Below are 11,746 nucleotides of genomic sequence, written 5' to 3' on the forward strand. Positions count from 1 at the left end.
AGCATGCGCCGGCCGAGCTTGTCCGAATCTGGGACCTGTTTCAGCCGTCCTGCTGTGTGGCGATCACCGACTCCTCGGCCCCCGCCGATGAGCTGCACGCGGCGGGGGGCCGAGGCGGTCGTCGTGCGACCTAGGTTCAGCAGTCGATGAGGTGGCAGCCCAGCTGACGGCCTCGTGAGCGGACTAATTAGAAGTCCCGCGCGGGTCACGGTCACTCGTCTGGCGCGGAGTATGCCGGAAGACTGAGGCCGTCGGGCGGCAGCGGGGGCGCGAGCGACTCGCCACTCGCAGCCTTCGCGGTCACTCCGACGATCGATCGGCGATGCGACCTTCATCTTCTTTTCGAGTCGTCGTGGAAGGTGACGCTGCCATGGATGTCCCGCGCTTGGATCACGCGACCGCTGACATTTCCGGTTATTCGATTGATGACGGCTCCGCGGGCCTGGTCGTCGACGGCGCCTGACTTGCTGCGGAGTTCGCTGACTGCTTTCTCCAGCGCTTTCGCGAAGTCGCGATCGTCCTCAGCGGCGTCCTCCAGGGCCATCTCCAGCCTGGTCCGCGTTCGCGGACGTACCTCGCCGGCGTCGCTCGCTTCGACTTCGAGCCGCTTGAGCGCCGGATCTCCGCTCAGCTTGGCCGTTACGAGCTCGTGCACTGTGCGAAGCGCGAGAGCTTGATCGTTCGGCAGGTCGCGTCCGGAGATCGAAGAACGCGTCATCCAGGTGACGAGGAGCCCTACCGCGATCTCAGTGTTCTTCATGTGAGCCACCAAACTGCCGGAGAAGTGGATCGTCCTCACCACCGTCGGTGGTCGCGTACACGTCGTTACCCGGCCGATGCCCTCGTAGGTCCAGCGCCACCGCTTCGCGGCCTTGACCGACGACGTGACGAGAATCGGCCGTATCACCCGTCGCTGGGCTGACCGAGGCCGATTGAGTTGGAAGCCCTGGGCAGACGAACCAGGACATTGGTGCCCGCGTCCGGTCCGGTCTCGACGACGAGGCCGTAGTGAGGGCCGAACGTGGCCCGGAGCCGTTGATCGATGCGAAGTAGCCCGTTGGCGGAGAAGTAAGCTCGCTCGAAGTCGATACCGGGTCCGTTGTCGTCGATGGTGATGCAGACGTCGGGTCCGTCCTCGAACGCCATGAGCGTGACGAGGAGCTTCCGGTCGACTGATTCGCTGTGCTGCACCGCGTTCTTGACCAACGGCACGATCACGGGAAATGGCGCGGTGGTGAAGAGCACCGAGGGTTCGACGTCGAGCGTTACCGACAACCGGCTGCCCAGTCTCGCTCGTTCCAGCAGCAGGAACTGGTCCACGCACCGCAGTTCGTCGGCGAGATTCCCTTTGCTGCGCATGGAGACGTAGGCGTAGCGCATGAGGTTGCTGAGGTCGAGCAACAGTTCTCGGGCTCGCTCGGGAGCTGTTCGGGTCATGGACCAGATGCAGTGCAGCCAGTTGAACAGCGATCGGCGGCACATCAATGCGTCGGTTGCCGAGATCCTGGCGAGAAACTGGCTGAGCACAATCTCTTCTCGCTGGATCACCAGCACGTCCCGCGCCAGGCAGGCCGCTGCCCAGGAGAGCCGACGGCGAAGGGCCGCCGGATCTGCCTCGGAGAACCCGACTAGCACCCAGCTGCGGTCTGGGGTGATCACCGGCACGGCTACGGCAACCATGCCCGACTCGTCGCTGGTGACGACTTGGCTCGCCTGCAGCGCCAGTTCTGCCAGTTCCCCGGCGCGTTCGACGTGGAGTGCTCCCGGTGTACTGCATTCAACTGTGCCGTCGGTCGTCACGACCGTGACCGTCGTCGCACCGGTGATGGCGCACAGTTGGTCCGCCACGCCCCGGCCTTCCCAGAGGGCCTGCGCCGCGCGTTCGGTTTCGTAGAAGATCTCGTACGCGGTTTCGAGCGTCGTGTCGGGCAGGCGGCGTGAGTTGTCCTTGCGTGCAACCAGAAACGTGATGACGGTTGCGGTGACCACGAGAAGGATAAGGTCGACAGGAGTCATCAGGGCGACCAGGTGTTGCGCACCAGCGCGGAACGTGCGTCGGAGTTGTACCGAGGACTCACCTCTAGGGTGCGGTCGCCGATGATCACGGCCATCCGGTCGTCCTGTTCGCGGACCCGCCGCACGTGCTTGATCGCGACGAGGTGTCTTCGGTTTATCCGTACGAAGCCTTCTCTGCCGTGCATCAGCTGCAACAGCGACACGTCGACGGAGAACGCGCAGGAGTCGGTGTGGAGCCGCACCCTGCCGTCGTGCGTCTCGACGAACAGCACGTCGGCCAGCCGGATCGAGGCGATGGTGCCTCCGACGTCCACCGTGACGACGTCTTCCGGCACCGGCTGCAGCGTGCGGATCACTCGGCCGATCGCGCGGCCCAGCCTGGCTGAGTCGATCGGCTTCGGCACGTAGTCGACGACCTCGAGATCGAACGCGTCGGCGGCGCGCGACATGTGCGCGGTGACGAAGACGATCGCGGGTGGTGCGGCGAACTGGGCGAGCAGGCGCGCGAGCTGCCAGCCGTCCAGACCCGGCATGCAGATGTCGAGGAAGACCGCGTCGAGTGCCGACTCCGCCTCGGACATGTGCTGAGCTGCCTCGGTCGCGTCACTGGCGGGCCTGACCTCCTGGATGCGCGGATCCTCATGCAGCATCGCGGTGAGCTGGTGCAACGCGTGCGGCTCGTCGTCGACGGCCAGGGCCCGCAGCTTGCGCTCGGGAACCGGAGCCGCCGCGCCGTTGATCACCTGTGAGTTGATGTAGACGTTCCCGGTGAGATCGCGCAGTTGCAAGGCGTTCGTCGCGTCACCGCTGAAGGAGTTCTGCACGGTTTCCCTTCCGCGCGTCTGATCGGCCGACGTCGCCCGGCGCGCCCAGGGGCCTGTGTATACCGAGCTGACCGCTTCGCATGGGGAGAAGCCACGACGCCACCTGATCGAGTGATGGCAGGCGACGTGGTCGGCACTCCGATACGGCCATCGGGCCGCTGTGGTTCTGCGACCGGGTCGGCCTTGACGATGTCCGGACCGGTGACCTCGACGGACAGTGCGGCATGACCGTCCACGGCCCACGGGCTTGTCACATTCTGTAGTGATGTGCTCACCAGCAGAAATGTGAGCATCAACACTCGCCCGTTATGTTCTCGTGTTCGTTTCGTAATATTGCGCGCCGTGTGAACATGCCCCGTCCCCAACGCAAGGTGTTCCCGAATGCCGGGCCGACATAGAACGAAGCAGACAGCCAGCCGGAAGCTGCCCATCGCAGTCGCCGCCACCCTCACCGCGGGCCTGGTCGTGACCTTCTGGGCCGTCCGCGTTTCGGACCAGCCGGTCGATCCAACGGGAGCGGCCGCCCAACTGGCCGCCCCGTCGACCCCTGTCAGCCAGGACCTGCGGCCTGTCACGACATCGACCACCGCCTCGCCGTCCTCGCAACCTCCGGCGACCACCACGGTGCCTCCGGTGACCACGACAGCACCCAAGACCACCACGCCGCCGCCCCCGCCGCCCTGTCCGACCACCCTGGACGGAGTCAAACCGCATGTGGCGCAGGTAGGTCACCACCTCGCGGCCAAGTTCGGCGTCGACGACATCGGCGGGGCCGCCGGCCGGGGCGGCTCCGGCGACCATCCTCTCGGCCTGGCGCTGGACTTCATGGTCGATACCGCCACCGGCAATGCCCTGGCCGACCACGTGCTGGCCAACCGCCGGGCGTTCGGCGTCACGTACGTGATCTGGCGTCAGCGCTACAACGACGGCAGCGGCTGGTCGGTGATGGAGGATCGGGGTAGTCCCACGGCCAACCACATGGACCACGTGCACCTGTCGTTCCAGGCGACCGCGACCGTCAAGGCCACCTGCTGATCTCCCCGAGCGGCATGCCGTCCAGCTCAGACCACGGTCACCCGGCCGGCGAGGCGGCCTCCGCCGCGGAGCGGCTGCTGTTCGGACCGTCCTCGGCCTGCCCAGCCGGCCCCGTGCGTCCTCCGGTGGGACGCAAGGCGAACACCAGTACGGCTGTCGCGACGAGGGTGATGACCATGATCCAGACCGCGCCGACGTGCATGGCGTGAATGAACGCGCGGTCTGCCGCCTCGGCGAGAGCGGGTTGGTCGAGAGTGCCGGCGACGTGCCTGGCCTGCTCGGCGGACACGCGGACGCTGTCCCGCAGTGCGGGCGGGACGTCGCCGAGCGAGGGTTCGATCGCGTTCCGGTAGGCGATCGACATGATCGTGCCGCCCACCGCGATCCCCATCACGCTGCCGACCTGGCGTGCCGTGTTGGTGACGGCCGAACCGGCGCCGGAGCGTTCCAGCGGCAGGCTGCTGATCAGCGCTCCGGTCACCGGCGCGAGCACCATGCCGACGGCGAGGCCCTGGGCCAGCAACACGACCGCGATCCAGGTGAGCGAGGTGTCCAGGTCGAAGAAGCCGACCGCGCCCAAGGTGAACGCTGCCACCGCGAGCGACGGTATGGCGACCGCGCGCAAGGACCACAGGCGGACCAGGCGTGCGCCCAGCGGTGCACCCACGACAGCGCCGACCGCGGTCGGCACGTTGGCCAAGCCTGCCTTCAGCGGCGAGAAGCCGAGTGCGCCCTGCAGGTAGAACGCGTTGTAGAAGGTGACGGCGGCCACCGAGAAGAGCAGCAACGACATGGACAGGTTGCCGCCGCCGAACATCCGCTGCGCCAGCAGCCGGGGGTCGAAACTCGGTTCCCTGGTCCGCAGTTCGACGAGCACGAACACGGCGAGCAGGGCGAGCCCGGCCGCGACCGGTGCCCAGACGTCCCACCGGCTCCAGGTGTCCACCTGTCCCGCGCGGATCAGGCCGTAGGTCAGCGTTGCGAGCCCGCTGATCGACAGCAGGATCCCGGCCGGGTCCAGCGGTCGCACGGTGGGACTGCGGAAATTGGGGACCAGCAGGATGATTCCGGCCAACGCCACCGCGACCACGGGAACGTTGACCAGGAAGACCGAACCCCACCAGAAATGGCTGAGCAGGACCCCTGCGAGGACTGGGCCCGCGGCCATTCCGACGCCGGTCGCCGTCGAGGAAATGGCGATTGCCGTCGCTCGCCCCGGACCGGTGAACGTCCACAAAAGGATGGCGAAGTTGGCGGGCATGATGAATGCGGCGCCGATGCCCATTGCGGCGCGGGCTGCGATCAGCTGGCCGGCGTCGCCGGCGTAGGCCGCCCAGATCGAGGTCGCGGCGAAGATCACCAGCCCGACCGCGAGCACGTTCCGGTGGCCGAAACTGTCGCCCAGCGCACCGGCGGTGAACATCAAGGTCGCGAAGACCAGGGTGTACGCGCCGGTGGCCCATTGCAGCTCTGCCGGGCCGGCGCCCAGTCCGCGGACAGGGTCGGCGAGGGTCTCCATGGTGATGCTGAGAACGGTGTTGTCCAGCCAAATCAGCAGTGAACACACCATGAGAACGGCAAGAATCAACTGCTGCCGCGATTTCGGCAGCGTTGCAGGCGGGGTCATGGACACCTTCGGATGTCGATTGACGAAAACCTGGCCGACGATAAGCAAGCGCGCGAGACATTGTCAAGTTTAGAGATTTTTGCCGACGCTATTGCGGTGGGGCTGGCGATATGCCCGCGGACGTATTTGCGGTCGGAGCAATTATGTGCCCTCTGGAAGAATTTGCGTTCAGGATTGTTTACGGCCCCGGTGCGGCCGGTGCCGGGCTGGTGCAACGGGTCCAGTTGCTACGGCGTCATCGCGGGCTTGCTGACCGTGCCGTTGCGCAGGCGTGCGCGGACGTCCTCGGCCGCCGCGTGCCCCAGGCCGGTGAGGATGTCGAGCGCCTGCTGCCAGTGCGAGCGCGCGGCGGCCGGGTCACCGGACTCGCCGTGCAGGTCGCCGAGGTGCAGCAGGCTGATCGACTCGTAGTAGTGGTCGCCGAGTTCGCGGTACAGCCGGATCGCCGTCTCGTAGCACGTCACCGCCTGCCGCTGGTTGCCGAGGTGGTGGTGTGCGTAGCCGAGCGTGTCCCAGGTGGCGGCCTCGCCGTCACGGTCCTTGATGCGGCGGTGCAGGACGATCGACTCCTGGCAGTGCACCAGCGTCTGGTTGTAGTTGCCGACCAGCGCGTAGCACCAGCCGGCCGTGTTGAGGGCGTTGGCGTGGCCCACGCCGTCGTCGGCCAGCAGGCGGTGGATCGACAACGAGCGTTGGGCGTGGTTCAGGGCCTCGTCGTAGTCGCGCGACTGTTCCAGCAGCAGCGCCAGGTTCGTGTGCGTCCTGGCCTGGCCGCCGAGGTCGCCTGCCCGTTGGTAGAGCTCCAACGCCTGCGCGTAGTGGTGGCGGCTCTCGGACACGCGGCCCAGCCGTGAGTGCGCGCGGCCGAGGTTGCGGTGGGCGGCGGCTTCCAGGGACAGGTCGCCGAGCCGGGCCGCGGCCGCCCGGGACACGAGCTGGCAGCGGATCCAGTCCTCCCAGTGGCCCTGGCGTTCCAGGAAACCCGACACCACCCAGGTGAGCTCGGCGGCGTGGCGGTCAGCGCCGTGGCGGGCCGCGTGTTCGGTGGCCGCCAGCAGGACGCGGTGTTCCGCGACGAACCAGGCCGTGGCGTCGGCGTAGGCGGCGATGTCCTCGACCTGCACTCCGGGGTGTGGCGGGGCGGGGGTCACCTCGGTGCGCTGCGGGTTGAGCAGCACGGCGGCGGCGTGTCCGGTGTGGAGGTAGTGGTCGAGGACCCGCATCGTCGAGGCCCGCCGGTCGGCCTCGGATTCCTGCTCTCGCGCGGTTTCCTCGGCGTGCGCGCGCAGGAGGTCGTGGAACGTGAAGCGGTCCGGGCGGTGCTCCAGGACCAGGTGGGCGTCGGCGAGCTCGGTCAGCAGTGCCCGCACCCGCGGCACGGGCAGGGCTGCCAGGCTGGCCGCCGCCGCGACGCTCGTGTCCGGCCCGGGATGCGTGCCCAGCAACCGGAACAGCCAGGCCGCGGGTCTGCTCAGCGCCCGCGTGGACCACGAGAACACGCTGCGCAGGTCTGCCCGTGCGTCTCCGCCGGACAGAGCGTCCAAACGGGCTGTGCGCAGCTCGTCTGCGAAGCGCGCCAACGGGAAACCTGGGCGGATCGCTGCCCGTGCCGCCACCACGGCGAGTGCCAGTGGCAGGCGGGCGCACAGCTCCACGATCTCCGCCACCGCCGCGGGTTCCGCGGACGTGCGGCGCTGACCGACGCGCCGCGCCAGCATCCGCTTGGCCTCCGCGGGCGGCAGCACGTCCACGATCACGGGGTGCGCGCCCTCGTTGGCGACCAGCCCGGCCAGCGGGCTCCGGCTGGTGACGAGCACCGTGCACGCCCCGTCGCCCGGCAGCAGCGGGCGCACCTGGTCGGCGTCGCGGGCGTTGTCGAGCAGCACGAGCACGCGCCGACCGGCCAACCTGCTGCGGTACAGCGCCGCCTGCGCCTCGGTGCCGGCGGGCACGCGGTCGGGCGCCACCCCGTGCGCGGCCAGGAAATCGCGCAGCGCCTCCGACGGGTCGACCGCCGTTCCGCTCGGGTCGAAGCCGCGCAGGTCCACGTACAGCTGGCCGTCCGGGAACCGCGGCGCGGCCCGGTGCGCCCAGTGCACGGCGAGCGAGGTCTTGCCGACACCGGCCGGTCCGGTGATCGCGGCGATCGGTGTGGCGTCCTCGCCCGCGTCGGTCAGAACCGTGCTCAGCCGGCGCAACAACGCGTCGCGGCCGGTGAAGCCCGCGGTTCCGGCCGGGAGCTGGCGGACCGCGACGGGAGCGGGCGCCGGCCGTGGTGTCGCGGGCGGGTCGGGCAGCCGTCCGGCAGAGGAGGCGGGCTGGTCACCCGGCGGTGCCGGAAGGCCGCGCGCGACGGCGGTCAGCATTTCCGCCTCCGCCGCGTCCAGCCGCAGCGCGTCGATCAGCAGCCGCACCGACGCGCTGCGCGGCCGCCGCAGCGTGCCGTTCTCCAGCCGCCGGATCGTCCGCACGCTCAGCCCCGCCCGTCCGGCGAGCTGTTCCTGCGTCAGCAACGCCCTGGTCCGCCAGTCGCGTACCAGCTCGCCCGGGGCTAATCGGCCGCCTGGGTCGTCGGACATCAGTTCCCCCAGAGTGTCCGGTCAATGTCCGGTCGCGGACCTGTCCCCTGTGATCGCGACCACGGCAGAGTCTAGCCGCGGACCGGCAAGAGGCAGTCCACGACGGCATGGGGGACAAGTGGCGGACCTGATCGGCCTGGACCAGGCCGAGCAACTCGATGTAGCGCAGGTGCACGAGCTCTACCGCAAGTACGTCAACAGGAACCAGGTCCGGTTGATGACGTCGTTCGGCTTCGGCCGTGACCTCGTCGACCACGCCGAGGGTGCGCACGTGCACACCCGCGACGGCCGCAGGATCCTGGACTTCACGGGTGGTGTCGGCGTGCTCAACCACGGGCACAACCACCCGCGCATCCTGGCCGCACGGCGGAAGTTCCAGGAACGACGGCGGATGGAGGTGCACAAGACCTACTTCTCGCCCTATCTCGCGGCGCTGGGCCACAACCTCGCGGCGGTGCTGCCCGGCGACCTCACGCGCTCGTTCGTGCCGAACTCCGGCGCGGAGGCCGTCGAGGGCGCGGTCAAGCTGGCCTACAAGTACCACGGCGGCGCGCGGCAGCGGATCCTGCGGGCGGACAACAGCTTTCACGGCAAGCTGCTCGGCTCCGGCGGTCTCACCGGTGGAGCGCAGAACCACTTCGCGTTCCCGACGATCCCGGGCATCGGCACGTTCACCTACGACGACCTCGACTCCGTGCGCCGCGAGATCGACGCCTCCCGCGACGCACGGGGCCGCAGCGACGTCTACGCGCTGCTGGTCGAACCCTTCAGCGCCTCCACGATGCGGTGGTGCTCCGAGGAGTTCCTGCGCGGCCTGCGGGAGCTGTGCACCGCCGAGGACGTCGTGCTGGTCTTCGACGAGATCTACACCGGCTGGGGCAAGACCGGCAGCATGTTCCACTTCACCCGGTACGACGGGCTGGTCCCGGACGTGGTCACCACGTCGAAGTCCTTCGGCGGCGGGAAGTCCTCGGTCTCCGCCTACGTGGCGCGCGAGCCGGTCTTCCGCAAGGCCTACGACAACATGACCGACGCGATGATGCAGAGCACCAGCACGACCTACTACGGGTTCGGCGAGGAGACCGCGACCGCCATCGAGGCCATCGCCATCGCCGTCGAGGACGACTACCCGGCACGCGCCCGCGCGCTGGAAGCGGTTCTGGCGCCCGGACTGGAACGCATCCGCAAGGCCCACCCGGACAGCGTCGCCGACGTGCGCGGCGCGGGAGCGTTGTTCGGGGTGTTCCTCACCGGTGGCCCCAAGGTCCTCGACCTGGTCGCGAAGCTGCCCGCGGGCCTGGCCAAGGACCCGTTGATCCGCACCAAGGTCGTGACCGCCGCGGTGATCGACACGTTGTACCGCAAGCACGACATCTACACCTACAACACGCTCAACGGCCGCAGCCCGCTGGTCGTGAGCCCACCGCTGGTCGCCGAACCCGAGGACGCGGAACGGTTCCTCGACGCCCTCGACGCCACGCTGGAGGAGGGCATGACCCGCCTGCTGGGCCGGTTCATCCGCGAGCGGGTGACGTCGTGGTGACCCGTGTCGCCGTCACCGGCGCGGCCGGCGTGCTGGGCTCGCACCTGGTGGAACGGCTGGTGCGCGACGGGTACGAGGTCCGCGCGTTTGACCTGCGGCCGGTGCCGGAACGACCAGGGCTGACGTCGAGCACGGGCGACATCCGCGACCCGCGCGCACTGGCGCAGGCGTTCGGCGGGGTCGACGGGGTGGTGCACTGCGCCTCCGCGCTGCCCAGCTATCCGGCGGCCGACATCAGGTCCATTGTGGTCGAGGGCACCACGACCGTGCTGGAGGCGGCGCGCGCGGCGGCGGTCACGAGGGTCGTGCACATCTCCTCGACCGCCGTCTACGGGCTGCCGCGCCTGGTGCCGACGCCCGAGGAGCACCCGCACGAGCCCGTGGACACCTACAGCGGCGCCAAGGCGGCGGCCGAGGTGGTCGCGCAGCGGTTCCGCGACGAGGGAATGTGCCTGCCGGTGTTGCGGCCCAAGACGTTCCTGGGGCCGGGTCGCATGGGGCTGTTCGACATGCTGTTCCAGTGGGCCGAGGAGGGCCGCAACTTCCCGGTGCTGGGCAGAGGCGACGTGCGGATCCAGATGCTCGCGCTCGACGACCTGGTGGAGGCGGTCGTCACCGTGCTGCGGGCACCGGAGTCGATCGCCTGCGACACCTACAACATCGGCGCCGCGGACTTCGGCACGCTGCGCACCGACTTCCAGGCGGTGCTGGACGCGGCCGGGCACGGCAAACGGGTCGTGTCGGTGCCCAGCGGACCGGCGGTGGCCGTGCTGAAGGGTCTGGAGCGGACCCGGCTCTCGCCCGTGTACGGCCGGCTGGTGCACAAGCTGCTCGCCGACTCGTTCGTGAGCGTCGACAAGGCTCGCGACCGGCTCGGGTTCCGGCCTCGCAGGTCCAACCGCGACGCGATCCTGCAGACCTACGAGTGGTGGCGCACCCGACGGGCGGACGCACCCGCCGCCGGGGGCGGGCGCACGAGCCGCGACCCGTGGCGGCAGGGCGTTCTAGGCCTTGCGAAGGTGTTCTTCTGACATGACAACCGAAACCACGACGGAGTCCACAACGGACTCACAGGGGCGTCGGTGGTGCTGGGGGACGCGGCTCGTCGTGACCGCCGCGGTGGCGTGGGCGGTGTTCCTCGTCCTGCACGTCCTGCTGGCAGGGGAGTGGTGGGTGTGGCTGGCGCTGGAGGCCACCCCTCCGGTCGCCCTGGTGGTGGTGCCTGCGGTGCTGCTCGCGGTCACCTGGTTGGCACGACCCGTGCGGCGCGGGCTGTCCGTCGTGCTGGCCGTCCTGCTGCTGGCCGGCGCCTCCCTGGCGGGCTACGTGCCGGCGTGGCCGGGCGACACCACCGCGAAGGGCACCGAGGTCAAGGTCTTCGCCTGGTCCACCGACTACTGGCGGATGTCCGACGACGAGGGCGCCTTCTACGCGTTCCTGCGCGGTCAGGACGCCGACGTCTACCTGCTGCAGGAGTACCTGTACTGGGAGGACGACGACCGGCCGGTCCGCATCGACGACACCGCCCGGCTGCGCGCGGAGTTCCCCGGTTACGAGGTGTCGGTCGACGGTGAGCTGCTGACGCTGAGCCGGCTGCCGGTCGTCGCCACCCACCACCAGCCCGATCCCGGCACCGAGACCGGCTGGTACTGGGAGGGCCGCAAGTCCCAGCGCACCGACGTCCTGGTCGGTGGCCGCACGGTCTCGTTCTACAACGTGCACCTGCCGGTGCCGTTCCGTGTCGGCGACGACCCGTTCAGCGCCGAGTTCTACCGGTTCCTGCACGAGCAGGGCACCTGGCGGCTGCGCGAGCTCGACCGGTTGCGCGCCGACCTCGCCGCCAACCGCAACCCGGTCGTCGTGGCCGGCGACTTCAACTCGCCCTGGATGGAGCTCACCGGGCTGGGCGCGGGCACCCGCTCGCACCACCCCGGCGGTGGCACCTCGTCCACGCCGTCCTGGCCCGTCTCCGACTACCCGCTGCCGCGTCTCTGGCGGCTGGACTGGCTCTACACCTCCGGCGACCTGGTCGTGCCCGGCTACCGCTTCGGCGGCGGCGAGGCGTTCTCCGACCACGCCGCGCAGGAGATCAGGATCGCCGTCCCGCCCGCGTCTTGAGACC

The 11,746-nt window shown here is 69.4% G+C and carries 9 protein-coding genes; 4 read left to right on the plus strand and 5 right to left on the minus strand.

Annotated features, from left to right (window positions below):
• Nucleotides 1-331 precede the first annotated feature (331 nt).
• The 3 genes from ACRSBM_RS16265 to ACRSBM_RS16275 all read right to left on the minus strand — a co-directional run bounded on the left by ACRSBM_RS16265 (nucleotide 332) and on the right by ACRSBM_RS16275 (nucleotide 2,840).
• Nucleotides 332-760, minus strand: a complete 429-nt coding sequence (locus tag ACRSBM_RS16265; RefSeq protein WP_434444236.1) for a hypothetical protein — start codon at nucleotides 758-760, stop codon at nucleotides 332-334.
• Nucleotides 761-903: 143 nt separating this feature from the next.
• Nucleotides 904-2,016: a sensor histidine kinase gene (locus tag ACRSBM_RS16270; protein WP_434444237.1), complete on the minus strand. Its 1,113-nt coding sequence runs from the start codon at nucleotides 2,014-2,016 to the stop codon at nucleotides 904-906.
• Nucleotides 2,016-2,840 carry a LytR/AlgR family response regulator transcription factor gene (locus ACRSBM_RS16275; RefSeq protein ID WP_434444238.1) on the minus strand — a complete coding sequence of 275 codons (825 nt, stop codon included), beginning with the start codon at nucleotides 2,838-2,840 and terminating at the stop codon, nucleotides 2,016-2,018. Before ACRSBM_RS16275 ends, ACRSBM_RS16270 begins: the two co-directional genes overlap by 1 nt.
• Nucleotides 2,841-3,473: 633 nt before the next feature.
• Between ACRSBM_RS16275 and ACRSBM_RS16280 the strand changes: the two genes are divergently transcribed.
• Nucleotides 3,474-3,875 carry a hypothetical protein gene (locus ACRSBM_RS16280; RefSeq protein WP_434444239.1) on the plus strand — a complete coding sequence of 134 codons (402 nt, stop codon included), beginning with the start codon at nucleotides 3,474-3,476 and terminating at the stop codon, nucleotides 3,873-3,875.
• Nucleotides 3,876-3,912: 37 nt separating this feature from the next.
• Here the strand turns inward: ACRSBM_RS16280 and ACRSBM_RS16285 are convergent, their stop codons facing one another.
• Together ACRSBM_RS16285 and ACRSBM_RS16290 are read right to left on the minus strand one after the other, a co-directional pair.
• Nucleotides 3,913-5,502, minus strand: a complete 1,590-nt coding sequence (locus ACRSBM_RS16285) for an MFS transporter (RefSeq protein ID WP_434444240.1) — start codon at nucleotides 5,500-5,502, stop codon at nucleotides 3,913-3,915.
• A gap of 227 nt (nucleotides 5,503-5,729) precedes the next feature.
• Entirely contained in the window at nucleotides 5,730-8,081 is a 2,352-nt protein-coding gene (locus ACRSBM_RS16290; protein ID WP_434444241.1) for an ATP-binding protein, read from the minus strand.
• Nucleotides 8,082-8,199: 118 nt separating this feature from the next.
• Here ACRSBM_RS16290 and ACRSBM_RS16295 point away from each other — a divergent pair, with 118 nt between their 5' ends.
• Genes ACRSBM_RS16295 through ACRSBM_RS16305 form a run of 3 tightly spaced genes read left to right on the plus strand, consistent with a single transcriptional unit; the run spans nucleotide 8,200 to nucleotide 11,742 of the window.
• The gene (locus tag ACRSBM_RS16295) at nucleotides 8,200-9,624 is read left to right on the plus strand and encodes an aspartate aminotransferase family protein (protein WP_434444242.1); all 1,425 of its coding nucleotides are present in this window, start codon (nucleotides 8,200-8,202) and stop codon (nucleotides 9,622-9,624) included.
• A complete protein-coding gene (locus ACRSBM_RS16300) occupies nucleotides 9,618-10,655 on the plus strand; it encodes an NAD-dependent epimerase/dehydratase family protein (RefSeq protein WP_434444243.1) in 1,038 nt (345 codons plus the stop codon). The genes ACRSBM_RS16295 and ACRSBM_RS16300 overlap by 7 nt, the downstream gene beginning before the upstream one ends.
• Nucleotide 10,656: 1 nt before the next feature.
• Complete coding sequence (locus ACRSBM_RS16305; RefSeq protein WP_434444244.1) at nucleotides 10,657-11,742, plus strand: endonuclease/exonuclease/phosphatase family protein; 1,086 nt, start codon at nucleotides 10,657-10,659, stop codon at nucleotides 11,740-11,742.
• The last annotated feature ends 4 nt before the right edge of the window (nucleotides 11,743-11,746 follow it).

This window comes from Lentzea xerophila (genome assembly GCF_051094245.1).
Lineage (GTDB): Bacteria > Actinomycetota > Actinomycetes > Mycobacteriales > Pseudonocardiaceae > Lentzea > Lentzea xerophila.